Source organism: Saccharopolyspora hirsuta, assembly GCF_008630535.1.
Taxonomy (GTDB): Bacteria; Actinomycetota; Actinomycetes; order Mycobacteriales; family Pseudonocardiaceae; genus Saccharopolyspora; species Saccharopolyspora hirsuta.
Genome location: NZ_VWPH01000015.1, coordinates 1 through 25309, shown reverse-complemented (window position 1 = coordinate 25309; position 25309 = coordinate 1). Strand labels below are relative to the sequence as shown.

19 protein-coding genes are annotated in these 25309 nt (G+C 70.6%); 6 read left to right on the top strand and 13 right to left on the bottom strand.

The genetic code is table 11. The features are described 5' to 3' along the window. Positions 1-115: 115 nt before the first annotated feature. From F1721_RS27940 to F1721_RS27895, 10 genes are all read right to left on the bottom strand, one after another. On the bottom strand, positions 116-1393 hold the full coding sequence (locus F1721_RS27940) for an ATP-grasp domain-containing protein (protein ID WP_150069787.1): 1278 nt from the start codon (positions 1391-1393) through the stop codon (positions 116-118). A gap of 81 nt (positions 1394-1474) precedes the next feature. Beyond that, positions 1475-3496, bottom strand: coding sequence for a CocE/NonD family hydrolase (locus tag F1721_RS27935; RefSeq protein WP_150069786.1), 2022 nt, complete (start codon positions 3494-3496; stop codon positions 1475-1477). Between the two features lie 573 nt (positions 3497-4069). Further along, on the bottom strand, positions 4070-5470 hold the full coding sequence (locus tag F1721_RS27930) for an HNH endonuclease signature motif containing protein (protein ID WP_246155361.1): 1401 nt from the start codon (positions 5468-5470) through the stop codon (positions 4070-4072). A 1219-nt stretch (positions 5471-6689) separates the two neighbouring features. Continuing rightward, positions 6690-7316 (bottom strand): response regulator, encoded by a 627-nt coding sequence (locus F1721_RS27925; protein ID WP_246155360.1) that lies wholly within the window; start codon positions 7314-7316, stop codon positions 6690-6692. Beyond that, positions 7313-8455, bottom strand: coding sequence for a GAF domain-containing sensor histidine kinase (locus tag F1721_RS27920; protein WP_150069785.1), 1143 nt, complete (start codon positions 8453-8455; stop codon positions 7313-7315). Before F1721_RS27920 ends, F1721_RS27925 begins: the two co-directional genes overlap by 4 nt. 278 nt (positions 8456-8733) lie before the next feature. Then, positions 8734-10395, bottom strand: a complete 1662-nt coding sequence (locus tag F1721_RS27915; protein ID WP_150069784.1) for an FAD-binding dehydrogenase — start codon at positions 10393-10395, stop codon at positions 8734-8736. Between the two features lie 2 nt (positions 10396-10397). Then, a complete protein-coding gene (locus F1721_RS27910; protein ID WP_246155359.1) occupies positions 10398-11012 on the bottom strand; it encodes a TetR/AcrR family transcriptional regulator in 615 nt (204 codons plus the stop codon). Between the two features lie 182 nt (positions 11013-11194). After that, entirely contained in the window at positions 11195-11545 is a 351-nt protein-coding gene (locus F1721_RS27905; RefSeq protein ID WP_150069783.1) for a VOC family protein, read from the bottom strand. Positions 11546-11956: 411 nt separating this feature from the next. Beyond that, a complete protein-coding gene (locus F1721_RS27900) occupies positions 11957-13168 on the bottom strand; it encodes an amidohydrolase (protein WP_150069782.1) in 1212 nt (403 codons plus the stop codon). 765 nt (positions 13169-13933) lie between these two features. After that, the gene (locus F1721_RS27895; protein ID WP_150069781.1) at positions 13934-15211 is read right to left on the bottom strand and encodes a cytochrome P450; all 1278 of its coding nucleotides are present in this window, start codon (positions 15209-15211) and stop codon (positions 13934-13936) included. Positions 15212-15484: 273 nt separating this feature from the next. On the opposite strand from F1721_RS27895, the gene F1721_RS27890 reads away from it, so the two are divergent. Together F1721_RS27890 and F1721_RS27885 are read left to right on the top strand one after the other, a co-directional pair. After that, positions 15485-15994: a MarR family winged helix-turn-helix transcriptional regulator gene (locus F1721_RS27890; RefSeq protein ID WP_150069780.1), complete on the top strand. Its 510-nt coding sequence runs from the start codon at positions 15485-15487 to the stop codon at positions 15992-15994. A 144-nt stretch (positions 15995-16138) separates the two neighbouring features. Then, positions 16139-17224, top strand: a complete 1086-nt coding sequence (locus F1721_RS27885) for a DUF418 domain-containing protein (protein WP_150069779.1) — start codon at positions 16139-16141, stop codon at positions 17222-17224. On the opposite strand, the gene F1721_RS27880 is transcribed toward F1721_RS27885, so the two are convergent. After that, positions 17187-18008: a class I SAM-dependent methyltransferase gene (locus F1721_RS27880; RefSeq protein ID WP_150069778.1), complete on the bottom strand. Its 822-nt coding sequence runs from the start codon at positions 18006-18008 to the stop codon at positions 17187-17189. The genes F1721_RS27885 and F1721_RS27880 overlap by 38 nt on opposite strands. A 296-nt stretch (positions 18009-18304) precedes the next feature. Between F1721_RS27880 and add the strand changes: the two genes are divergently transcribed. Both add and F1721_RS27870 read left to right on the top strand, forming a co-directional pair. Then, complete coding sequence (add, locus tag F1721_RS27875; RefSeq protein WP_170301628.1) at positions 18305-19309, top strand: adenosine deaminase; 1005 nt, start codon at positions 18305-18307, stop codon at positions 19307-19309. A gap of 60 nt (positions 19310-19369) precedes the next feature. Continuing rightward, complete coding sequence (locus F1721_RS27870; protein WP_150069776.1) at positions 19370-20122, top strand: GntR family transcriptional regulator; 753 nt, start codon at positions 19370-19372, stop codon at positions 20120-20122. 93 nt (positions 20123-20215) lie between these two features. On the opposite strand, the gene F1721_RS27865 is transcribed toward F1721_RS27870, so the two are convergent. Continuing rightward, positions 20216-21232 (bottom strand): Lrp/AsnC family transcriptional regulator, encoded by a 1017-nt coding sequence (locus tag F1721_RS27865; RefSeq protein WP_246155357.1) that lies wholly within the window; start codon positions 21230-21232, stop codon positions 20216-20218. Positions 21233-21411: 179 nt separating this feature from the next. Here F1721_RS27865 and F1721_RS27860 point away from each other — a divergent pair, with 179 nt between their 5' ends. Beyond that, positions 21412-22920 carry an AbgT family transporter gene (locus F1721_RS27860; RefSeq protein ID WP_150069968.1) on the top strand — a complete coding sequence of 503 codons (1509 nt, stop codon included), beginning with the start codon at positions 21412-21414 and terminating at the stop codon, positions 22918-22920. A gap of 46 nt (positions 22921-22966) precedes the next feature. Then, complete coding sequence (locus F1721_RS27855) at positions 22967-24112, top strand: M20 family metallopeptidase (protein WP_170301627.1); 1146 nt, start codon at positions 22967-22969, stop codon at positions 24110-24112. Positions 24113-24370: 258 nt separating this feature from the next. Here the strand turns inward: F1721_RS27855 and F1721_RS27850 are convergent, their stop codons facing one another. Continuing rightward, positions 24371-25009, bottom strand: coding sequence for a class I SAM-dependent methyltransferase (locus F1721_RS27850; RefSeq protein WP_150069775.1), 639 nt, complete (start codon positions 25007-25009; stop codon positions 24371-24373). Positions 25010-25309 lie beyond the last annotated feature (300 nt).

Genomic DNA, 25309 nt, shown 5'->3' with positions numbered 1-25309 from the left:
CCCGCCGAAACCCCTTGACCTGCGACGATTCCACTGCGTGCGCAGCCCCGGGCGGGCGGGTGAGACGCAGCTCGCACAGCCAGACCCCACAGATGAGGGGGCAGCGCCCGGCGGTTCACCCGCGCCGCCCCGGCTCGTCGAGGGTGAAGGGCAGCAGATCCGCGCACCGGTGGAACTTGTCCACCAACTCGCCCTCGTCCCGGGCGCCCAGGTAGCAGGTCGCCAGCTCGTAGCTGTAGCTGTCCTGCACGGTCAGCTCGGAGAGCCGCGTTCCCTCGTGCGCCACCACGTCGACGATCGCCTCGGGCATCTCCCGGTGCAGCTGCGCGATGTGCTGCGCGGTCGGGGCGCTCCGCACCACGCCGTCGGTGAAGGAGCGCAGGAAGCACTTGGCCGCGACGGCGTACCTGCCCCGCCCGCACGGCATCTCGGGTTCCTCGCCCAAGGCGATCCGCACCATGCAGTGGTGGTTCGAGACGCCGTCGACCAGCTCGAACAGCGGTGCGTGGGACTGGGAGAGCCGCGGGTTGATCTCCAGGATCTTCAGCTCGTCGTCGGCCTGGTCCCAGAAGAACTCGATGTTGAAGGTCGTCGAGTCCAGCCCGATCTGGCGGATCACCCTCGTGCTGATGTCCACGATCCGCTGCTGGATCGGGGCGGGCAGCCGGGAGGGGTACTGGTACCGGAGGAAGCTCGCCGAACCCGGGTAGCGCACCGAGTCGACCACGCCGTACACGTGCGGTTCGCCGCGGAAGCAGTAGCCCTCGGCGGTGGCCTGGACGCCGCCGATCTCCTCCTCGGCCAAGCACGCCCGGCCACCGGCAGCGGCGATCTCGGGCGGGAGCTCGAGACCGCCCAGCACCGCGTCGAAGGACTTCCCCACCTGGTCGATGCCCTGCCAGATCTCCGACATCGTCCGGCCCAGCCCGGCGAGGTCGGCGACGCGGAACGACAGCACCGAGCTGTAGGACTTGACCGGCTTGAGCCACACCGGGAACCGCAGCCCGGTCGGCAGGCCGGTGTCGTCGGCCGGGTCGACCAGCTCGAACTTCGGGTGCGCATCGGTGACCTTGCACTGCTCCAGACGGCTCCAGTACTTGTGCTCGCACTTGATCACCGGCTCCAGCCGCGGTCCGGGCAGGCCGTAGTCGGCGCACAGGACCGGCACCAGGGAGGTGGCCGGGAAGTCCCAGTAGCCGACGATCGCGTCGATCGGTCCGCGGAACGAATCGAGCCTGCGGTGCGCCTCGTCCAGCAGCGCGGGGAAGTCCGCCGAGGCGGGCATCACCTCCGACTTGCCGAACAGGGCTCGGAACCGGCAGCGCTGCGGGGACGAACCGCGCAACAGCGCGAGATTGCGCTCATCAAGTCCCACGACGAACACGTTGGTCATGCGCAACGCCCTCGACTCCCCCCGCGGACTCCGGCTCCGCTCCGCCAACCGGTTTCCCGCGATTTCCTGATCAACAAACACTCACACCTGGTCGCGGGGGATGGACCGCTGCCAGTTGCGGGAGAACACGCGCTCGTCGCCCTCGTAGGCGTCCAGCTCGGCGTGCAGGCGGAAATCGGTCCCGGTGGAGGTCAGCACGGTCCGCGTCACGGTGCGCACCGACCAGTCGCCGCGCTCGAACGCCATGGTCCACTCGATGTCCCCGCGCACCGAGTCGAACTCGTCCGCGGTCCAGCTGTAGCGCTCGCACGCGCGGCGGGTCACCGCCAGGTCGATGTCGTCGAAGCGGACCACCCCGAGGTCCTTGATCACCTCCAGCGCCGACTCGTAGCCGACGAGGTCGCGGGACACCGTCCACCGCTGCTCCCCGTGCCGCAGCTGGGTGGTGGTCAGCGGGGCCGTGCCCTCGGGTTCGGCGAACACCGGGGCCGCCACCTCGTCCGGCTCGGCCACCGGTCGGATCGGCAGCTCCAGCGCGCTGTTCTCCGGGTGCACGGTCAGCTGGACGGGCTCGGGCGGCGGCCAGGCCAGCGGCCAGTAGGAGGTGGACAGCGACATCCGGATCTGGTGGCCCGGCGGGAAGGCCTGGGCGACACCGTTGAGCTGCACCCGGACCAGGTAGCGGACGCCCGGCTGCAGCGGGGCCGGTTCGGCGTGGCCATCGCGGTGGGTGAGGTTGAGCAAGCCGTAGGTGACGCGGGTGGCCCTGCCGTCCGGCGCGACGTCGGAGAGCCGCACCGCCAGCATCGCCGACGGCCGGTCCACCTCGAGGTCGATCTCGGCCACCGGCCCGCCGAGGATCTCGCAGCGCTCGGCCAGCGGAGCGGTGTCGAACACCAGCGACCCGCCGTCCTCCTCGCGCTGGTCGTACGGCAGGTCCGGCGGCGCGTTGTAGGAGCACCACTTCCCGGCGAACTGGCCCACCGACAGCGGCGACTCGACCGACAGCGGCCGCGACGGCGGTGCTTCGCCGGGGCGGGCGATGAGGTGCTGGCCCAGCGGGCAGCGCATCCGCTGCACGTGCGGCGACGGCCACGCGGGCTCGCCCACCCAGCGCCCCGGGCGTTCGTCGTAGGCGGTGGAGGGCGGCACGCTGTCCTGCATCCAGACCCGCAACATCGGGCCGTCCATCACCCCGTTGTCGACGTCCCGGAGCCAGTGGTCCCACCAGCGGACCAGTTCCTGCAGGAAACCGATGGCCGGGCCCGGCTGGCCGAGGTGCGGGTACTTGTGCGACCAGGGGCCGATGAGGCCGCGCCGCGGCACGTCGAGGTGCTGCATCAGCCGGAAGACGGCGTTGGAGTAGCCGTCGGCCCAACCGCTCACCGCCAGGACGGGACAAGCGACGCTGCGGTAGTCCTCGCAGACCGAACCGTGCTCCCAGAAGGCGTCCCGGCGCTGGTGGCGCAGCCACTCCACCAACCACGGCTCGCACGCCGCCAGCCGCTCGTACCACTGGTGCCGCCAGCCCGGCCCGAAGGTCGCGGGATCCGGCGGGCACGAGTTGTAGGCGAACATCGTCGACGCCCAGGACAGGTTGTCGCCCAGCAGGCACCCGCCCATGTAGTGCACGTCGTCGGCATACCGGTCGTCGCTGCAGCTCAGCACGGCGATGGCGGCCAGGCTCGGCGGACGGCGGGAAGCGACCTGCAGGGCGTTGAACCCGCCCCAGGAGATGCCCATCATGCCGGTGCGCCCGCTGCACCACGGCTGGTCGGCCAGCCAGGCGAGGACCTCCGCACCGTCCTGGAGCTCCTGCTCGAGGTACTCGTCGACGAGCAGCCCCTCGGAATCACCGCTGCCGCGCAGATCCACCCGCGCGCACGCGTAACCGTGCCCGGCCAGGTACGGGTGGTTGACGTGGTCCCGGCGCGCGGTGAGATCGCGCTGCCGGTACGGGATGAACTCCAGCACGGCCGGAACCGGTTCGGCGTCCGAGCTCACCGGCCGCCAGATGCGCGCGGCCAGCCGGGTGCCGTCGGACATCGGAATCCAGCCCAGCTCCTCCTTCACCGGATGCGGCAAGACCGACACCGTGCGCATCGAACCGCCCCCAACACTCCTCCGGCACCTCTCCGTCGACTACCCAGCGACGACGGCGACCATGCGTCGGGATTGAGAACGGGCGGTGGGACGGCGGCAGTGGCGGAGGAGGCCGCCAGGAGCGTGGTTCTTCGCTGCCGCAGCTCTTTCCCACGGGCCGAGACCAGGTGTCTGCCCGCGCAATCGGGGCCGACAGCTGGGGCGGCTGATCACCATCGACGAGAGCGACAGCTGTTCGCGATTCAAGAGGGGACGGGCTCGGGGAGCCGGGGACAGCGACGACGCTGCCCAGCCATCCGGTACGACGACCGCCTCAATGGGGACCGGCTCTGGGAGCCGGTGACAGGGCTTGGTGTTCTTGGTGGCTTTGAACTGGGATTTCAAAGATCGGTTGCGAGCGGTTCTGGTTGGAGATCGCTCGCGCGGCTCGGTTTGATCTCACATGCCTGTCATTGTGTCCGTGACCTGCAGTTTTGGGATGCAGTGGTTCGTGCCTGGGGGCGTTGGCGTTGGGCTGCTCGTGTCCGCGTTGTCCGGGCGTGCGGGGGTGGCCGCCCCAGGTGGTGGGGCGGTTCAGGTGCGGGCGTGTGTGTTTGCTGGTTGGCGTGGTCGTGGGATCACCTCGCGCAGGAGTGTGTTGTGGTCGGTCCCGGTGGGGCGGCCGCCCGGTCGGGGCCGCTGTAGCGGGTCCACTGTGGTGGGTGGGGTGAAGATCGGGCGGCCGTTTTCGATGGTGATCCTCCAGTGCCGCTGATCGATGGCCCTGTGGTGGTGGCCGCAGAGCATGACGAGGTTGGACAGGTCAGTGGGACCGCCGTCGATCCAGGATTGGATGTGGTGGGCGTCGGGGGTGCCGGGCGGGCGGTCGCAGGACGGGAACGCGCACGTGCCGTCCCGCAGCAGCAGAGCCGCCCGCAGATGCGGGGGTGCGGTGCGTTCCGCACGGCCGATGTTGAGGGGCAGGTTGTCGCTGCCGAGGACGACCGGCAGGATCTCCGCGTCGCAGGCCAGGCGGCGGACGTTCTCGGCCGTGATGGGCTGGCCAGTCGCGGTCAACGTGCCCGGCAGACCGTTCTGCTCGGAGCGGAGCGCTTGGGTGAGGTCGTCGAAGTCGATCGTGACCGTGATGTGCGGGCGCTGCCCACCCGAACGCGGAAGCCGGTCGGAGCCCAAGGCGATGTCCAGCAGCGTGTCGAGGGCGTCGGCGTTGCGCTGCCCCGGTGTGCGCGGATCGGGCTCACCGTTGTCGGCGGGGCGGGGTGCTGCGAGGGGCTGGAGGGCGGCGCGGAACTTCGCGCCGGTCTCTCGGTCGAGGCGGGCGTTGATCACGGTCATGCCGTCGGCGGCCGTGCCGTAGTGCAGCTCCCGCAGCGCGTGCTGGGTTTCCTCAGCACGGTAGGCACCGTCCTGGTCGAAGTAGTAGCGGACCCGCTCAGCCAGCTTGCCCAACTCGTGCGGCGAGCACTCGCGGGCATACCCGGCCAGCATCGCCTCGGCCTGCCCCAGCTCCGCCGGTGTGCTGACCGGGGCCATCCTGCGGATGCCGTCGATGATCACGCGTGCATGCGCGACCGTGATCGCGCCAGCCTTGATAGCTGCGGCGGTGGCCGGGAGCTCCGCCGGGACCGGGACGCCGTGCAGGGTGGTGTGCTCGGTGGCCATCCGCGCCACCAGCACCCGCGACTTCGCCTCACCACCAGCAAGGTTCAGCTTGTTCTGCACCCACGCTTCCGTCTTCCGCGCGCCCTGCGCGGCCGGGAGGCCCCGGTTCTCAGCCTCGGCGATCGCCTGCACCTGAAGCGCCATCGCGGCACGCATCACCGCCTCAGTCTCGGTGATCACGGCCTCCAGTTCGGCATCGGAGCACGCCGCCATCGCCTCGTGTGGACCCACACCGTCCACATGAGACCGAGACACCAGCGCCATGACATCCATATCCCCACACTGCCAGTGTCGAACACTTGTTTCAATCACTCGATCAGGTGGAGGCACAAGGCCCTGGGGCGGTGACACACCCACCAGCTGTGCTCAAAACCCCGAAAGACCACCGGGGGGGGGCGGTCTTGCCGCCGGGTTGACCATCGGGAGGCCGGGTTCGGCGGTCGGTGACACAAGACCTGGGCCAGGGGATCGGTGGTGATAGCCGGGTGGGGTCACGACAAGAAGGGGCCGGTCGGGCACGGGGTTGAGTTGGGTTCAAAGCGGTAGGTGGTCACCTCGGGCGTGCAGCGATTTCAATCGAAATTGCCGTCGTTGGCGACGGAACCTGCGGTGGCGAGGTGAGGCAATTTCAATCGAAATCGCGTGAGGTTCGGCACCTCACCGAAGGTGGTGATACAGAGCTCGGGGACTGCGGGCAAGGCCCGGGCCGCACGAGCTGACGTCCTGGTGGGTCGGTTCAGCGAGTTCGCGGACGTTTGCTTTTCGCGCCACCGCAGGATCGGACTTCCCGGTGACTGCGAGCACGGTCGTCGGCGGGGCCGTGATCGAGCCGCTGAAGTCTCGGTGGTGGCGTCAGGGATTCCTCTCGAAAACGGCTGCGCCGCCAACCGAAGCCTTCGTTGTCAACGATGCCGATTTCGGACTCGTGTGCTGTGTTCGTGGGCGCGCCGGGGCTTGTGTCATGGCGGTAGGAATCGGTCGTCTGGACGTGCCGAAGGATGCGGTTGGGGGTTGAGCCAGGCTTGCCCTTGGGAGCCTCGGTTCCCTGCGGAGGCGGATCCACCTTGTGGTCACCTTGCCGGTCGGGCGCGATTTCGCTTGAAATCGGGCCACCTCACCACCGCAGGTTCCGTCGACAACGCCGATTTCATGCGAAATCGCTACCCCCACAAGCCGACCACCTACCGCTTTGCCCCCAACCTCCGCCGCACCCCTCCTCCCCCAACCTCGCCCGACTATCACCACCGCTCCCCCGGTACTGCCGCCCCCGGACACCCACAGATGCGACAGGAGAGCCCGATTTCGGGAGAAATCCGCCCCCGCCAAAACGACCACCGGCCCCCGGCCAGGGAAACGAGGCGCCTAAGGACAAGCCGGGCTCACCAGCCGACCGCATCCTTCGGCACGCCAAGGCGGCCGGTTCCTACCGCCATGGCATAAGCCCCACGACAACCACACCAGAGCCCGAATCCGTCAATACTCGACACCGATGCGACGGCCGTGATCGCAGGGTGTTCCCATTGCGCTGGTGTCAGAGCAGGCCGGACTTCGCTGCTTTGGTGATCAGTTCGATTCTGTTGCGGGCGTTGAGCTTTCGCATCGCGTTGCGCAGGTAGCCCGTTACCGTGTGGCGGGTCAGGCCCAGTTGTTCCGCTATCTCCGGGTTCGTTCGGCCTGCCGCTGCGTGGCGGAGGACGTCGTACTCTCGTTGGGTGAGGCCCGTTTCGTGGAGGCGGGAGCGCATTCTCGGGGCCGCTCGGTCGTCCACGCGGGGGTCGAAGATCTGGATTCCGCTCGCCGCTTGGTGGACCGCTGCGACCAGGTCCGTTGCGCCCGCGTCCTTGAGGATGCAGCCGTCGACACCCGCTTCGAGGGTGGCTCGGAGGGCTGCGTGGTCGCGGTAGGCCGTGAAGACCACGATGCGGGCTTCCGGGGCCGCTTTGCGCAGCGGGGCGACCAGTTCGCTGGCCACCGCGTCCGGGAGGCGCAGGTCCAGCAGGACCACGTGGGGGCGGGTCCGGGTGGCCAGGCGGACCGCCGATGCGGCGTCGGTCGCGCCGCCGACCACCCGGATCGCCGGGTCGTCGCGGAGCAGGAGGCGCACCCCGTCGACGACCACCGGGTGGTCGTCGACGACCACGAGGCGGATCTCCGTCACGGCAGCGGGATCCAGATCCGCACCGTCAGGCCGCCGTCCTCGTTGGCCACCACCGACAGCGTGCCGCCGAGCTCCGCCAGCCGGTCCGCGGTGGTGCGCAGGCCGATCCCGTTGCCCGCGGGCTCGGACCAGCCCTTCCCGTCGTCGGCCACCGAGATCGCGATCCCGCCGTCCAGCGCGATCGCGCTGATCAGCACCGATCGGGCACCGGCGTGCTTCTCGACGTTGAGCAGCGCTTCGCGGGCCGCTGCGAGCAGGACCCGCGTGCGGTGCCCGCCGCAGTCCGGGACCTGGCCGATCTGCACCGCTTGCGCGGACGTGCCGGTGCGGCGCTGGAAGGCCGCGCAGTCGCGGGTCAGGGCCGCGGCCAGGTCACCGGTCGGTTCGTCGTGGTCGAGGGCGTGCACCGAGTCGCGGAACGCCGACGCCGTTTCCGCCAGCTGGTCCTCCAGCGATGCCAGCCGGTCCAGCAGCTCGCTGCTCTCCCGGGCGTGCGTGCGCAGATCGCGAAGTTCGGCGCCGATGTGGAACAGGCGCGCTCCGACCGAATCGTGCAGTTCCGCGGCGATCCGACGGCGCTCGGCCGCTGCCGCTTGCTCCCGCTGGCGGCGGGCGGCCGAAGCCGTCTGCAGCGCCAGACCACCGGTGTCGGCGAGGTTCACCGCGGCGTCGAGCTGCCTGCCGCCGAAGTAGGACACCTCGCGCATCGCCGCGTAGACCACGCCCTGCACCCGGCCCGCGCGGACCATCGGCACCGCGAGCATGGTCTTGATCCCGTCCGCCGAGATCGGGACGTCGAAGTCGTGCGTGATCAGCTCGGAAGCGCAGTAGTCGGCCACCCACACCGGGCGGCGCTCGGCCGCGGCCAACCCGCCCAGCCCCAGCCCCATCGGGACGTGCAGGTCGTGCAGGCCGGTCGCCCAGGTTCCGTTCCACTGCCGCAGCACCAGCACCTGCTCGGCTTCGACCGGACCGGCCAGGCCGATGTGCGCGCCGGTCTCCTCGCGGACCCGCCGCGCCAGGCCGCGCAGCGCGGCCGCGTCGTCGAGCAGGTAGAGGACCTGGGAGTGCTCGTCGAGCAGCTGCTCGAACCGCTGCCCGTGCTCGGCTGCGCGTTCCGCGTGAAACCGCTGCGCCACCTGGACCCCCGACGACCGTGTTCTCCCAGCTCGCCGGATGTTACCCGCCGCGCTTGGCCTTTCACGATCCACTGTGCACTGTGAGCGTCCGCACAGCGGAATCAGGCCTGGTCAGAGCTGCATGGGCGGGGCACCGCAGCTGATCGATCCCGGCGATCCTCCGGCGCCGATCTGCCGACCGGGGGAAGCTGGCGAAACGGGCAGGTCAACGGCGACTAAGCACGAAAGGTGATCACGTGATCACCCGCACATCACTCGTTCAGCCCACCACCTCGATCTCAGAGGCTTCGGGCCAGGGCTCGCCCGGCCGCTCGGCCGGAGAAGATGCAGCCGCCGAGGAAGGTGCCTTCCAGGGCGTTGTAGCCGTGCACGCCACCGCCGCCGAAACCGGCCACCTCGCCCGCCGCGTACAGGCCGGGCAGCGGGATTCCGTCCGCGCCGATCACCTGCGAGTCGAGGTTGGTCTGCACCCCGCCCAGGGTCTTGCGGGTCAGGACGTTGAGCCGGACCGCGATCAGCGGACCGTGCGCCGGGTCGAGGATGCGGTGCGGTTTGGCCACCCGGGACACCTTGTCCGCGAAGTAGCGGCGCGCGTTGTTCACCGCCATCAGCTGGAAGTCCTTGGTGTGCTTGTGCTCGACCTCCCGGTCGCGCGCGACGATCTGCCGCTCGAGGGCGTCGTGGTCGAGCTGCGGGCCGCGGGCGAGCGCGTTCATGCCCGCCACCAGCTCGCGCAGGTTGTCCGCGACGACGAAGTCCACGCCCTTGTTCTTGAACGCGTCCACCGGGCCCGGCGCGCCCTTCGCCAGGCGGGTGGACAGGGTGAGCTTGAGGTCCTTGCCGGTGATCTCCGGGTTCTGCTCGGAGCCGGACAGGCTGAACTCCTTGGCCAGGATCGACTGGGTGAGCACCAGCCACGAGTAGTCGTACCCGGTGGACAGGATCTGCTTCATGGTCCGGTTGGTGTCGAACCCGGGGAAGCACGGGGCGGGCATCCGCTCCCCGTTGGCGTCGAACCACAGCGAGGACGGCCCGGCCAGGATCCGGATCGCGTGGTCCGGCCAGATCGGGTCCCAGTTGTGGATCCCCTCGGTGTAGTGCCACATCCGGTCCCGGTTCACGATGCGCCCGCCGGCGGCCTCGGTGATCCCGATCATCCGCCCGTCCACGTGCGCGGGAACCCCGGAGATCATCGTCTCCGGGCACGGTCCCAGCCGGTCCACCGGCCAGTTCGCCCGGATCAGCTCGTGGTTGTGCCCGATCCCGCCGGAGGCGACCACCACCGCCTCGGCCCGCAGCTCGAAGTCGCCCACCGCGACGCGCGACGAGGCCACCCCGCGGTCGGCATCGCAGGGTTCCAGCACGGTGCCGCGCACCCCCACCACGGCGCCGTCCTGCACGATCAGCTCGTCGACCTGGTGGCGGAAGGCGAACCGGACCAGGCCGCGCCGCTCGGCGGCCAGCACGGGTTCGGCGAACACCCGGACGACCTCGGGGCCGGTGCCCCAGGTGAGGTGGAAGCGGGGCACCGAGTTGCCGTGCCCGCCGGCGACCCCGCCACCGCGCTCGGCCCAGCCGACCAGCGGGGTCAGCCGCAGCCCGAGGTCGTGCAGGTACTGCCGCTTCTCGGTGGCCGCGAAGTGCACGTAGGCGCGGGCCCACTGGCGCCCCCAGCGGTCCTCGTCGTCGCGGTCGAAACCGGCCGAGCCCAGCCAGTCCTGCAGCGCCAGCTCGTAGGAGTCCCGCACACCCAGCCGCCGCTGCTCCGGGCTGTCCACCAGGAACAGCCCGCCGAGCGACCAGAACGCCTGCCCGCCCAGGTTGGCGCGGTTCTCCTGGTCGACGACGACCACCCGGCGCCCGGCCCGGACCAGCTCGTAGGTCGCCACCAGCCCGGCCAGCCCGGCGCCGACCACGATGACGTCAGGTTCGGTGTCCACGTTCATCCCTCCACGCTGTAGGCCAGCACGACCTGCTCGAACAGATCGACCCGGCGCCGCTGCACGACCGGGTCGCCGGGTTCCATCAGGCACTGCACGGCGGTCCCGTCGTGCACCGCGACCAGCGCCTGCCCGAGCGCCACCGGATCCGGCACCCGCCGCCCGATCCGGTTGAGCAGCGCCTCGATCCCGGGCACGATCGCCGCCGCGATCGCCTCCTCGCGGGCCACCACGACCCGCCGCAGCGCCGGGTTCCGCAGCGCGTGCGCGCTGAACTCGGCGGTCACCCGGTACCAGTCGTCGTCCACCGGCACGGCGTCGAGCAGCCGCTCGACCGCCGTCCGGACGTCATCCACACCGGCCGTGCGCGCCGCGTCGAGCGCCGCTTCGACCTCGGCGAGCATCCGGCGCGAGTGCCGCTCCCACATCGCGAGGAACAGCTCCTCCAGCGAGGCGAAGTTGGAGTAGAACGCGCCGCGCGTGTACCCGGCGCGGTCGCAGACCTGCTCGATGGTCGACCGCCCGAACCCCTCGGCGGCGAACACGACCAGCGCGGCGTCGAGCAGCCGCTGCCGGGTCTGCCCCCGCCGCTTGGTCACCCGCCGTTGCGCATCCACCGGAGCCCTCCCGAAGTGCGGATGCACGAGCGTATCGGATGCACCGGCGTATCGGAAGATCTCGGACCAGCGGAAACGCCCCGCGCTGTCGGTTCCAGTTCTGCCGCCCGGGGCGATTTCGCGCGAAACCGTCGTTCCGCACGTGGACGAGGTGTCGATTTCTCGCGAAATCGCCGGACGGCTCAGGGCAGGTGGGCGAGCACGTTGACCACCGTGCCGGTGGGGTCTTCGACGAAGAAGCGGCGCACACCCCAGGGCTCGTTCGTCAGCGGGTAGACGACGCGCAGCCCGCGACGCACCGCCTCGGCGTGCGCCGCGTCGACGGCGGCCGGTTCGCCGAGGTCGATCCCGAACCGCGGCTCGGGATCCTCCATGCCCGGTGGCGAGACGATGAGCTGCGCCGAGGGGTTCCCCGGCGACCGCAGGCACAGGACCGGGTCCTCCATCGCGACCTCAAGCCCGAGAACTTCGCCGTAGAACCCCTTGGCCGCGGCGGTGTCACCGGCGATGTAGGGGATGATTCGGTTGACCATCACCACATCCTCGCGGGTGCGCTCCCCCACCGCCTTGTAGGAATGGAATCCCCTCGTCCTGACCGGCGACCGCACCCCGGCCGCCGCCGATGGGTTCCCCGACCGCAATTTCCATTGAAATCAGATGTCCGACTTCAATGAGCCTTTTTCATCCTGCCCGTGGACCGCAGCCGCGAAGGGCGACCGGCACCGGTCGGCAGGTGTCGCATGCGCCGCCAGGCGCATAGCCCACCCTCGCAGCTTGCACCGCCGCGGGTTCTCAGCGTTCGCCTGGCGAGGACGGCCCTGACGCCGTGTATTGGCATACATCAGTCAGGGCACCCACAGCCAGGCGGGCGCTGAGGTTCCGCCACCGGCACCGCCACGCAGAACGAGGTTGGAAAAACCTCAATGGAAGTTGCGGCAGGACGATCAGCCCAGCAGCTCGCAGGCCTCGGCCACCACCCGGCCGTCGTGCAGGACGGTCCGGTCGCGGCTGCGGTCCATCACCGCCGCCGTCGGGGTTTCGCCGTCCACCAGCAGGAGGTCCGCCTGGTCGCCGACCGCCAGACCGGGGCGGTCCGCCACCGAGGACAGGCGGGGCAGGTTCCGGTCGAGGATCGACGCGCCGCCCCGGGATGCCACCGCGAGGCAGTGCTCGATCAGCTCGTCCGCGCGGAAGCGGTTGGTGAAGGCCAGCTGCCAGGTCCGGTCCAGCATGTCCGCGTTGCCGTAGGGCGACCAGTAGTCGCGCTGGCCGTCCTCGCCCAGGCCGACGCGGACCCCGGCCGCGGTGAGGTCGGCGAGCGGCAGCGAGCGGTGCTGCGCGGGCGCGACCGTGGCCATCGAGACGTCCAGCTCGGCGAACTCCTCCACCAGCCGCCGGGTCGTGCTCTCCGAGACGCCGCCGAGGTCGTAGGCGTGCGAGATGGTGACCTGGCCGGTCATGCCCAGCGCGCGCGTGCGCTCCAGGATCAGGTCGACGGAGAACACCCCGAGCTCGCCCGGCTCGTGCAGGTGGATGTCGACGGGCGCCTGGTGCTTCTCGGCCAGCCCGAACAGGACGTCCAGATGGCGGACCGGGTCGCGGTCCAGCGTGCACGGGTCGATCCCGCCGACCACCGCCGCCCCGGACGCCAGCGCCTCGTCGACGAGCTCCGGGACACCGGGCTCGCGCAGCAGACCTGCTTGCGGGAACGCGATGATCTCCACCTCGCACCGGTCCCGGTGCGCTTCCTTCGCGGCGAGCACGCCCTCGAAGCGCTCCAGGCCGCAGTCGGCGTCGATCTGCGCGTAGCTGCGGACGCGCGTCGTGCCCTGCGCGATCATGCGACCGAGCGTGTACGTGGCGCGATCGGCCACCGACCACTCGGCGTCGCGCCAGTTCTCGCGGTCGTTCATCACCATCGGCCAGATGCCGGGGCTCCCGGTGTGCGGGCGGAACGGCAGGCCCAGCCGGGTCGAGTCGAGGTGGCAGTGCACGTCGGCGAACGACGGCAGCGCGAGCCTCCCGCGCCCGTCGACCGCACCGGGCCCCGGGGAGTCCACTTCGGACTCCAGCGGGGTGATCGAGCTGATCCGGCCGTTCTCGACGACGATCTCGGCGAGCGGTCCGCCCCACGGGCGGACGTTGGTGATCAGCATGGCGCCTCCGTTGTCCTCCGGCCGTTCCGATCGCAACCGTAGCATTTGGGATACCGGATGGGCGATGCCGTTGGGGAGTTGGACGGGTGGGGAAACTGCTTGTCAGTCGGCCTACGACGGACGTGGGTTGGTTCTGGTGGCACGCGGTCGTGATTGTGGCGGTATACCGAACTAGGCGACCGGGGTGCGACGATGAGGAGACGCGCTCAGACGCGGCGGTGGGGAGAGTCACCGGGGGGTCGGTGGTGATAGTCGGGTGGGGTTGACGAGGAAAGGTGCCGTTTGCGTGGGGGTTGGGTTTGGGTTCAAAGCGGTAGGGGGGTCGCCTTGGGGGATGCAATTTCAATCGAAATTGGCGCCGTCACCTTCTCGACGGAACCTCCAGTGGCGACATACGCCAATTTCAATCGAAATCGCAGCCCTCACCACCCCTCCGACGGCGGTGATACCGCGTGGACACCGCACAACCGTTCCGAACCACGGACCAAGACACAACGCCCCACCAAGAACACAGGAAACCCCCTCCGACGGCAGTCATACCGGGTAGGTACCGCGCTGGCGTTCCGAGCCACGGCCGCAGACACAACGCCCCACGAAGAACACAGGAAACCCGTCACCGCCCCTTCCGACAGCAGTCATACCGGGTGGGCACCGCGCTGGGTTTTGGGCGAGGCCGGGGACGGAACGTGTCTGAAGTTCCGCTTCAACGGCAAAAGCGCTGCGGGGGCTCTTGCCTCCGCAGCGCTCTGTCCGGGGATGTACTGGTTACTTCACGTGTACTGGTAGGGAGTCCAGGCCGTAGACGATCGAGGCCTTTCGGAACTGGAGTTCCGATGCCGGGACCGCCAGGCGGATGTCCGGGAAGCGGCGGACCAGGGCCGGGTAGGCCGCTCGCAGTTCCATGCGGGCCAGTTCCGCTCCGATGCAGCGGTGCAGGCCGTGGCCGAAGGCCAGGTGGGAGGTGGGCTTGCGGTCCGGGTCGAAGCTCTCCACGTCCGGGCCGAGCACCGCGTCCCGGTCCGCGCCGCTCAGCGAGCACAGCACCACGTCGCCCTGCGCGATCCGGGTTCCGGCGATCTCCACGTCCTCGCGGGCGAACCGGGGGAAGGCCACCTGCACGACGGTGAGGTAGCGCAGCAGCTCCTCGACCAGGCCCGGCACCACTTCGTCGTCGTCTCGGACGCGCTCCAGCAGCTCGCGGTCCTGGAGCAGGACCAGCGCGCCCAGCGCCAGCATGCTCGCGGTGGTCTCGAAGCCGCCGGTGAGCACACCGTCGGCGAGCTCGGCCAGCTCGCGGTCGCTGACCTCGTCGCCGTGGTCGCGGATCAGCGCGCCCAGCAGACCGTCGCCGGGTTCCTCGCGCTGCTTGCGCACCACGCCGTGCAGGTACTCCAGCGACTGCGACATCGCGCCCAGCGACGCGCCCACCCCGTCGAAGACGTCGAACCGCGCCACGCTGAGCTGCTGGAACTCCTCCCGGTCGCCGTAGGGCACGCCGAGCAGCTCGCTGATCACCAGCGACGGGATGGGCGCCGCGAACTCGGCGACCAGGTCGACCGGCTGGTCCGCGGCGGCCATCACGTCCAGCCGCTCCTGCACGATCGCCTCGATCTCCGGGGTCAGCCGGGCGAGCCGCCGCATGGTGAACTCCGGGGTCAGCAGGCGGCGCAGCCGGGTGTGCACCGGCGGGTCGGTGAACCCGAGGCCGCCGGGGTTGTCCTCGGCGGTGACGCCCGCGTACCCGACCAGGTTGGTGAAGTCGTTGCTGAACTTCCGGGCGTCGCCCAGCACCGCCTTCGCCTCGTCGTAGCCGGTGACCAGCCAGACGTTGGTCGCGAACGGCAGCGGGAGGCGGCTGATCGGCTCCCGCTCGCGGGTCTCGCCGAGCTCCGGGACGGGGTCGAGACCGGTGCGCTGCAGCGGCATGAGCGCCGCTGCCGGCAGGACGGAGCTCAGCCCCTTCCGGCGGGCGCGCGCGAGGTATAAGCGCGCGAAGAGCCCGGTGATCGCGGACCGAAGGCGTCCCACTGTCAAAACCCCCATCGAGCTTGGTGTTCCGAGTCGACCACCGCCGGTTCCCCGGCCGGATCGGCGGCCCCGCGCCGCGTCCTTGATCCGCAGGCGACCTGCAACTCTACCTTGCCCCGAGCAAGTGTTGCCAAGTGCAACAGTCGGTGCTCGGACGAGTCCACTTCGCACCGCCGGGGCGGATTCCCCGGCACCGGACCGGAAAGCCCCCGGCACCACCCGGAACCTACACCCGGACGCGGTCCTGGCGCGTCGTGCCCGGAGATCCCGATGAGGTAGAACAATCACATGGCCCGAGCGAAGACCAGCAGCAACCCGGCTATCGAGGACGTGGACGCGGTCACCGACGCGGTGCTGACCGCGTCCCGGCTGCTGGTGGCGGTCTCGGCGCGCTCGGTCGCCGCCGTCGAGGACTCGCTGACGCTGCCCCAGTTCCGGCTGCTGGTGGTGCTCTCCAGCGCGGGGCCGCTCAAGCTGGCCGCGCTCGCCGAAGCGCTGGGGGTCAACCCGTCCACGGCGACCCGCATGATCGACCGCCTCATCGGCACCGAACTGGTCGACCGGCGGCCGAATCCGGTGTCGCGGCGGGAGAACGTGGTGGCGCTGACGCCGAACGGGGCCGACGTGGTGGCCAAGGTCACGGCGCGGCGCCGGTCGGAGATCGCGCGGATCGTCAAGCGGATGCCCGCCGCCGCGCGGCGCGGCCTGGTGGGTGCGCTGGCGGCGTTCACCGAGGCGGGCGGGGAGCCGCCGATCGTCGGCCCGTCCTACCGGCCGATCGCCGCGCAGTGGGGCTAGCCCCGGCCGACCGGCGGCGCGGGGCGCCCGAATCGTCTCGGCCGATCGGCCGATCCGGACGGTCCGGACACCGGCCGATCGACCGATGTCGGCGAGCCGATGAGCCGTGTTGCGGACCCCCTCGGCGCCAGCAGACTTGGCGGCATGAATCCCCCGATCTCGAACTCCCCAGGGCGTCCAGCGCCTCCGGCCGAGGCACCGACGGTGCGCCTCTCCGCCGCTTCCGGCGGTCGGCACATCGGTGAGCTCGACGCGCTGCGCGGCCTGGCGCTGTGCGGAATCCTGTTCGTCAACATCTCGCAGATCCTGTACCTGCGGGGCATCGTCGACATGCAGAAGCTGCCGGTTCCGCACGCGCTGGACATGTTCGTCCACCAGCGGTTCTTCCCGATCTTCTCGCTGCTGTTCGGGGTCGGCTTCGGCATCTTCCTGGGCAACGCGAGCCAGCGCACCGCGCAGCCGAGGGTCGTGCTCCTGCGCCGCCTGCTCGTGCTCGCCGCCTTCGGCGCCCTGCACCACGTCCTGCAGCCCGGCGAAGCGCTGCTGCCCTACGCGATCTTCGGGTTGGTGGTGCTGCTGCCGATGAGCTTCCTGCCGTGGCAGGCCAACCTCCCGATCGGCGCGGCCATGGTCGCCGCGACGCTCGCCCTCACCAGCGGCGGGATGCTGCTGATCCCGGGCCTGCTGCTGACCGGTTTCGCGCTGGCCCAGTCCGGGCTGCCCGCGAGGTTGCACCGCCTCGGCTGGCAGCTGGCCGCGGTGTTCGCGGTCTCCGTGATCGCCTCCGCCGGATTCCTGGTGCTGCAGGAGCAGGATCCGCTGAGCGCGGGGTTCAGCAGCGCGTCCGCCACCGCCGGTCTGCTCATGGCGATCGCCTACTCCACCGGGTTGTTCCTGCTGCTGCGGACCCCGGTCCAGCGGGTGCTGTCGCCGATCCTCGAACCGCTCGGGAAGATGGCGCTGACCAACTACGTCACCGCGACGCTGCTGATCATCCCGTTCGGACAGCTGCTCGGGATGCACGAATCCACCAGGTGGGACCTGCTGCTGGCGCTGGCGGCCGGGATCATCCTGGTCCAGATCCTGTGGAGCCGCTGGTGGCTGGCCCGGTTCCAGTACGGTCCGCTGGAGTGGGTCTGGCGCTGCGCGACGTGGTGGCGCATCGTCGGCTTCCGCAAGGTCCCCCGGCCGTTCAGCCCGGCCGCTGACCGGCTCCGACCAGCGTCGTGATGTCGAGCTCCCGGATGCCGCGTTCGTCGAGCTGCGCCAGGAAGTCCTCGCGCAGCGCGCGAACCCGTTCGGGAGCCATCCCCTCGACCGCGCGGCGGAAGCCGCTGCCCAGGACGAACGCCCAGGCGAACTCCGGGGTCAGCGGCACCGCCCGCGCAACGGTGCGCACCGCGGGCTCGGCCAACCCGATCTCGCCCAGCCAGCTGAGCAAGGTCTCCGGCCGGTTGATCCGCGAGATCGGTTCCGGCGGGCCGTCACCGGGCGGCCGGGCCTGCGGCCGGTACTGCTCGGCGACGTCGAAGAGCGCCTTGCCGAAGTCCTCGAGCGCGCCCGCCCGCCACACGGTGGCACCGAACTTCCCGCCCGGCCGCAGCAATCCGACCAACCGGCGCACGGACTCGTCCATGTCGGGCAGGAAGAAAACCCCGAAGGAGCACTGCACGACGTCGTAGGCGTCGGTGCCGTCCGGGGGCTGCCACTCGGTCACGTCCGCTTCGGCGAAGCGGACGTTCGCCAGCCCCCGCTGCGCGGCGAACTTCTCGCCCAGCGCGAGCAGACCACCCGCCACGTCCACCGCGTCCACCGAACCGGTCGGGCCGGTCGCGACCGCCGCCGGGATCGCCGAAGCCCCCGCCCCGCAGCAGACGTCGAGCACCCGGTCCCCGCGCGCCGGAGCGACATCGGCGACCAGCTCATCGCCCAGCGGTCCCCACACCAGGGGCGTGCACTCGGCGAACTCCCGGAACGTCGCGCTGAACCTCGCGCCGAGCTCGTCCGCATCCACAGTCGTCCTCCAGAAGTGCCGTAGCGCTCGGACCACCACCGAAGCGCTCCACGTCCACCCGTCACCTGAACGCCGACATTACCTGAAAACGATTCCCGATATCGCTCTTTTCGCTCCTTGACCGGCACCGCACCGAGCCGACCAGCACGAAACCACCTGCCGCAGAAGCGGATCCGGAACGCGGGCCCGTCGTCCAGCAGGGCCGGGCGAGAGATCAGCCTGTTCCACCACCTCAGAATGCAGTACGGTGCACCAGACAGATATTCGCATGGTGGACAGACCAGATTGGTGACGTCGTGGACTTCTGGATCGAGCGCCTGCCCAAGGTCGAACTGCACGTGCACCTGGAGGGCTCGCTGCGTCCAGCGACGTTGCTGACGCTCGCCCAGCGCAACGGCGTCGACCTCGGGGCCGGTTCCCCCGACGAACTGGCCGAGCTCTACCAGTTCTCGAACTTCGCGGACTTCGCCAAGCTCTTCCGCAGCGGACTGGCCGCGTTGCGCACCGCCGCCGACTTCGCCGACGCCACCGCGGCGCTCGCCGCCGAACTGGCCGCGCAGAACGTGCGCTACGCCGAGGTCACCACCACGCCGTTCAACCACATCCGCCGCGGCGTCGCGCCGGAGGAGTACCGGGAAGGGCTGGACGAGGGCCGCCGCCGCGCCCGCGACGAGCACGGCGTGGAACTCGGCTGGATCTGCGACATCTCCCGGGAATCCGAGGACCCGGCCGCGCACTCCACCGTGGACTTCCTGCTCGGCCGGTCAGCGCCCGCGGGCGTGGTCGGGCTCGGTCTCGGCGGGGTCGAGGACGGGTACCCCGCGGATCTGTTCACGTCGTCGTTCGCCAAGGCCAGGGCGAACGGACTGGCATCGCTGCCGCACGCCGGGGAAACGGCCGGAGCCGAGAGCATCTGGGCGGCCCTGCGGTCCTTGCACGCCGAGCGGATCGGACACGGCATCCGCTGCCTCGACGACCCCGCGCTCGTCGACCACCTCGCCGATCGGGGAATCCCGCTGGAGGTCGCCCCGAGCTCCAACGTCGGCCTCAAGCTCTGCCCCAGCCTCGCGGAGCACCCGCTGGGCGAACTGGCTCGGTCGGGCCTGGCCGTCACGCTCAACACCGACGACCCGGCGTACTTCCGGACCACGTTGAACGCGGAACTGCGAGCGGCCCACGACCTGCACGGCTTCACCCGGCAAGACCTGCTGGACAGCCAGCGCACCGCGCTCTCCGCCAGCCGCGCACCGGCCGGGACGAAGGCCGCCATCAGCCGGGAGCTCGCCGAGGTGCAGCCGTGACGACACCGCACCGACCGGTTTCACCGCTGGCCCGGCAGACCCGAATGCGAGGGTGACCGGATGGCACGCCCGCCCGGGCCCGACCGCCCGCTGTACGTTCGGATCGCGATGTCGCTCAAGGGCCGGATCCTGGCCGGTCACTACCGAACCGGCGAACGGCTCCCCAGCGAGGACGAGCTCGCCACCAGCCTGTCGGCCAGCCGGAGCACCATCCGCCAAGCGCTGGCGGATCTGCGCCGGGCCGGTTACCTGACCAGCCGCCGCGGCTCCGGCAGCTACGTCGCCGAAGAGCTGCCGATCGAGCCGCTCTCCCCGAAGTCCGGCCCCGTCTACACCGGGTTCCTGGACGATCTGGACGCCGAGGCGAACCACGTCCAGGAGCTCGACCGAACGCAGGAGATCATCGCCGCCGACCCGGACACGGCGGCACGGCTGCACATCCCGGTCGGCGCGGAGGTGACCCGCTACCGGGCCGTCCGGCTCCGCCACGGCATCCCCTACGGGATCGCGACCGACATCGTCCCGGTGCACGTCGCCGAGCAGATCACCAGCGACGTGCTCCGCGAGAGCGCGACCGTCGTCGATGCGCTCGCTCTCGCCGGAAGCCGCGTCGCCGAAAGCCTGCAGCGCGTCGAACCCACCTCCCTGACCGCCGAGACGGCGGACCGCTTCGACCTGCCACCGGGAACGCCAGCGCTGGCGCTGACCGGCATCGCCTACGACGCCGACCGCGCACCGGTCGACGCCTACTCGCTGACGATCATCCCGGGCTACGGCATCGGACTGCACCTGACCCGAGCCACCGGAACCTGACGATCCTGGCCGGTCGACCGCGGACGTCGCGCGGCAAGGGGTGCCGTCGAGGCGGTCCTCGGAGTCCAGCAGCGCTCGCAGCGCGAGGACGGCTCAGCGCGGGTCGAACGGGAGGTCCGCCTGCCCCAGGCGGGTGCCGGTGCGGGTGATCCAGTAGCGGCGCAGCACGTCCAGCACGACCGAGACCTCCACCGAGCGGATTCCCGGCAGCGCGGCCAGATCCTCGGACAGGAAGTCGGCGAGGTGCTCCTCACCGCGGAACACGCCCTGGTGGATGACGGTCGCGTTGCCCGCGACCATCGAGACGTAGCGGGCCGACGGGTGCCGCCCGAGCGCCTGCCCGACCGCCTCGGTCGAGCCGGGCTCCGTCGACAGCGACAGCGCCACCTCCAGGTGGAACCCCAGCAGCGCGGGTTCCACCTCCACTCGCGGGCGGACGACCTGCCGCTCCAGCAGCCCGGCGATCAACCGGTGCGCGGTGGACTGGCTGACCCCCAGCGCCCGGGACAGATCGCTCGACGTGAGCCGCGCATCGGCGTGCAGCAGCCGGGTCGCCTCCCGCTCCTGCTCGGAAAGCGCTTGCGGCGCAACCACTTCCTGCGTCGCGATGCGGTGCGGGGCGAGGACGGCGAGCTGGTCGTCGTCGAGGCGGTCGATGCGCCAGGCCTCCGCCCGCCCGAACGGCTTCAGCACGAGGTCGGACTGCGTCGAGGCCACGCCGGGCACCGACGGGATGCGCTGCGTCAGCAGGTCCTTGACCGCTTCGCGGCGCAGCGGCCGGACGGTGCAGTACACGTCGGCGCGCCCGGTGGTCATCGCGACGTACTGCGCTTCGGGGAGTTCGGCGAGCTGGCGGGCGACGTCCTGCAGCCGCCCGGGTTCGGTGGTGATCCAGACGTGCCGCGGGTGGGTGTCGGAGATCAGCGTCCAGTCCAGCTGGCCGATCACCCGCAGCAGCCGCTCGGCGTGCAGGCGCTGCAACCTGCGCCCCACCGTGCTCGGCGAGCTGCCCACCGCGTCGGCCAGTGCGTTGATCGGCGCGCGCGGCGCCTCCTGCAACGCGGACACGAGGTCCAGGTCGAGGTCGTCCAGCACGTAGTCACCACCCACGGGCCGTGATACTACCCCCACTCTCGATATCTGAACCGAATAGATGCACCACGTCGACAGTCAGGATTGACAGATCGCGCCATGTCCGATTTGAATGGCCGCCATCGGCCCAGGGCGGCCGGACAGGATCTCTAGGAGCTCGGTTGACCAACACGGAGAACGCGCGGCCCACCCGGTCGATGTCGCTGCTGCTGGGCTTCCTGCGCGGCGTCGAACGCGTCGGGAACAAGCTGCCCCACCCGTTCTGGCTGTTCACGATGATGGCCGTCCTGGTCGTGGCGCTCAGCGCGGTGCTCAACGCCCTGGGCGCCTCCGCGGTGTCCCCGGTGAACGGCGAGACCATCCAGGTCAAGAGCCTGCTGACCGCCGAGGGGCTGTCCACCATCATCGGCGACGCGGTGGAGAACTTCGCCAAGTTCCCGCCGCTGGCGCTGATCATCGTGGTGATGCTGGGCGTCTCGGTCGCCGAGCAGAGCGGCCTGCTCAACGCGATGCTGCGCGGCAGCGTCACCCGCGTCCCGGCGAAGTACCTGACGTTCGTCGTCGCGCTGGTCGGCATCAGCGGCAGCGTCGCCTCCGACGCCGCCTACGTGGTGCTGATCCCGCTGGGCGCGCTGGTGTTCAAAGCGGTCGGCCGCAGCCCGATCCTGGGCCTGGTGGTCGCGTTCGGCTCGATCTCGGCCGGGTACAACGCCTCGCTGCTGCTCACCCCGACCGACGCGCTGCTGGCCGGGCTGACCACCTCGGCGGCGCACTTCATCGACCCGACCTACGTGGTCACCCCGCTGGCCAACTACTTCTTCTCGATCGGCTCGGCGATCTTCCTGGCCGTGGTGATCACGCTGGTCACCGAGTTCGTCCTCACCAAGCGCGCCGCCGGGATGACCGCGGACGGCGACGGGCTCGACGAGCAGCTGGGCGAGATGCGGCTGGGCGCGGTCGAGCGGCGCGGTCTGCGCAACGCCGGGCTCGCCCTGCTGGCCGTCGTGGCGCTGCTGGTGGCCGCGCTGGCCCCGCCCTCCTCGCCGTTCCGCGGGGAGGACGGCGGCATCCTCAACTCGCCGATCATCACCGGCGTCGCCTACCTGCTCGGGGTGACCTTCCTGCTGACCGGCGCGGTGTACGGCCGCACCACCGGCAGCCTGGCCACCGCCCGCGAGATCCCGGGCGCGATGGCCAAGGGCGTCGTCGACCTGGCGCCGGTGGTGGTGCTGTTCTTCGCCGCCTCGCAGTTCCTGGCCTTCTTCAAGTGGACCCACATGGGCGAGGTCCTCGCCATCCACGCCGCGGCGCTGCTGAAGTCGGCGAACGTGCACCCGCTGGTGCTGTTCCTCGGCCTGATCGTGCTGGTCACCTGCATCAACCTGGTGATCACCAGCGGCTCCGCGCAGTGGGCGCTGATGGCCCCGATCGTGGTGCCGATGCTGATGCTGCTGGACGTGTCGCCGGAGACGACGCAGGCGGTGTACCGGATCGCGGACTCGGCGACCAACCTGATCACCCCGATGAGCCCCTACTTCGCGATGGCGCTCGGCCTGCTGCAGCGCTACCGCAAGGAAGCCGGTATCGGCACCCTGATGTCGCTGACGATCCCGATCTCCTTCGCCGTGCTGGTCAGCTGGACGCTGCTCTTCATGGCCTGGTGGGCCCTCGGCATCCCGCTCGGCCCCGGCGCCCCGGTGCGCTGAGCCGGGGCCCGAGCCGAACGAATCCGACAGATCTGAGAGGTGAGTTGTGACGACGAAGCTGGTGGCCCGGGCCGAGCAGGAGCTCCCCGAGGTGCTCGCGGACCTGCGCAGGCTGGTGGAGCACGAAACCCCCAGCAACGACAAGCAGGCGCTGAACGCCGGGCTGGCCGACATCGAGCGGTGGCTCGCCGAACGCCTCGGTGAACCGGTCTCCCGCCAGCGCCACGACGGCGGCGAGCGCGGCGACGTCCTCGACGTCACCTACCCCGGCACGACCGGCGGAACGGTCCTGCTGCTGTGCCACTACGACACGGTGTGGCCGGTGGGCACGCTCGCCGAGTGGCCGTTCACCGTCGACGGCGACCGCATCACCGCGCCCGGCTGCCTGGACATGAAGCTCGGCATCGTGCACGGCGTGTGGGCGCTGCGCCTGCTGCGCGAGCTGGACGTCCCGCACCCGTCGGTCCGCTTCCTGCTCAACGGCGACGAGGAGATCGGCAGCCTCGCCTCGCGCCCGCACATCGAGCAGGCGTGCACCGAGGCGACCGCGACGCTCGTGCTGGAGCCCAGCCGCGAGGGCATGGCGAAGATCCGCCGCAAGGGCCTCGGCCTGTTCGACCTGGCGGTGCAGGGCGTCGAGTCGCACGCCGGGCTCGACCCGACGGCGGGTGCCAGCGCCATCCACGCCATCGCCGAGCTGATCCCGGCGATCACCGCGCTCGCCGCACCGGAGCGCGGCACCACGATCAACGTCGGACTGCTCAGCGGCGGCACCGGACGCAACGTGGTGGCGGGCCGCGCGACCTGCGAGATCGACATCCGCATCCAGGACCCGGCCGAGATGGCCCGGATCGACGCGGGCTTCCGCGAGCTGGCGGTGTCCGACGACCGCATCCGGGTGGAGCTCACCGGCGACTGGAACCGCCCGCCGATGAACCCGAACCCGCTCTCGGAGAAGCTGTTCGAGCAGGCCAAGGCGGCGGCGCAGGAGCACGGCCGAGCTCTGGAGGGCACCTCGGTGGGCGGCGTCAGCGACGCGAACTTCGTGTCCGCGCTGGACAAGCCGGTCCTCGACGGCCTCGGCGCGGTCGGCGCAGGCCCGCACTCCCGCGACGAGCACGTGATCCCGAGCGAATCCCCCGGCCAGATCGCCACCCTCGCCACCCTGATCAGCAACCTCCGCAACTTCTGAGGACACAGCAGCGCCCGCCCTGTACTGGCACTACCGAGCGGGCGCTGCTGCTGTCTGCTAGGCGTCGAAGCGACTGCCGCCGCGAAAGCCGACCGGTGGTCGAGCACCCCGCCGCACCATCACCGACACGGCCGACCTCGACGCAATCGCCCTGATCGCCGACTTCCGCCATCCGGAGGGGGCCATTGCTCCTGCTCCACCCCGTCTATGATCTCGGCGATGAATGCCGCGATCCCAGTCGCTGCAACGGTTTCCGCGTCAGCTCCCGGTGACCGGCTTGCGGGCGGAGAGGCGTTCGACGATGCCCAGCTTGAAGCGGTCGGACTCCTCCACCTGCAGGCCCGCGGCTTGGACCAGCGGGAGGGGGCGGCGGAGGAAGTGCTCGCCGCCGAGGGGGATCGTCACCAGCTCGGCCGCTCGCTGGACCAGCCGCAGCGGCCACGGCGAGGCCGACACGTGGTCGAGCAGCAGGAGCTTCCCGCCCGGGCGCAGGACGCGCGCCATCTCGGCGATCGCCCGCTTCTCGTCCGGGATCGCGCACAGGCCGAAGGTGCACACCGCGGTGTCGAAGGTGGCGTCCGGGAACGGCAGGTCCTGCGCGTCACCCACCCGCAGGTCGACCGGCACGTCCAGTTCGCGCGCCCGCTGCCGCGCGAGGTCCAGCATCCGCGGGCTCCACTCCACGCCGGTCAGCCGGACGTCGCCGCCGTACATCGGGAGGTTGAGGCCGGTGCCGATGGCGACCTCCAGGACCTCGCCCTCCGCCCGGGAGCACACCCACCGGCGACTGCCGCGCGCCATCAGCCGCTCGAAGCGGCCCATCTGCTGGTCGTAGCCGCTCGCGGACCGGTCCCAGTAAGTGCGCCACCGGTCAGTGCGGTCCCCATCGACGCTCATGCCCCGACACTACCCACCGCGATCGCGATTCCGCCCGCACGAAAGGATGATCCACATCCCGGCCACGAGCTCCTGTGTCCGCGATCTTCCGCTGGAACAACGATTTCTTCGACCGCAGCGACCTCCGATCATCAAAACCGCCGAAGCGTCGGAGCCGCGATCACCCGTCCAGCGAAGGGAGTCTCAATGATGTTGTCAAGCCGCTTGGGCGGCGATCGATGGCATCGTGGGCTGCCAGGTGCGGTGGTCGCGGATGAGTGCCCAGAGCACGTCGACGCGGCGGCGGGCGAGGGCGAGGAT

Bases quoted from the DNA above. Each gene is read 5' to 3' on its own strand.
- F1721_RS27935 (WP_150069786.1), bottom strand. From the start codon at position 3,496: ATGCGCACGGTGTCGGTCTTGCCGCATCCGGTGAAGGAGGAGCTGGGC.
- F1721_RS27860 (WP_150069968.1), top strand. From the start codon at position 21,412: ATGTCGCTGCTGCTGGGCTTCCTGCGCGGCGTCGAACGCGTCGGGAAC.
- F1721_RS27870 (WP_150069776.1), top strand. From the start codon at position 19,370: ATGGCACGCCCGCCCGGGCCCGACCGCCCGCTGTACGTTCGGATCGCG.
- F1721_RS27885 (WP_150069779.1), top strand. From the start codon at position 16,139: ATGAATCCCCCGATCTCGAACTCCCCAGGGCGTCCAGCGCCTCCGGCC.
- F1721_RS27905 (WP_150069783.1), bottom strand. From the start codon at position 11,545: ATGGTCAACCGAATCATCCCCTACATCGCCGGTGACACCGCCGCGGCC.
- F1721_RS27900 (WP_150069782.1), bottom strand. From the start codon at position 13,168: ATGCTGATCACCAACGTCCGCCCGTGGGGCGGACCGCTCGCCGAGATC.
- F1721_RS27895 (WP_150069781.1), bottom strand. From the start codon at position 15,211: ATGGGGGTTTTGACAGTGGGACGCCTTCGGTCCGCGATCACCGGGCTC.
- F1721_RS27890 (WP_150069780.1), top strand. From the start codon at position 15,485: ATGGCCCGAGCGAAGACCAGCAGCAACCCGGCTATCGAGGACGTGGAC.
- F1721_RS27940 (WP_150069787.1), bottom strand. From the start codon at position 1,393: ATGACCAACGTGTTCGTCGTGGGACTTGATGAGCGCAATCTCGCGCTG.
- F1721_RS27850 (WP_150069775.1), bottom strand. From the start codon at position 25,009: ATGAGCGTCGATGGGGACCGCACTGACCGGTGGCGCACTTACTGGGAC.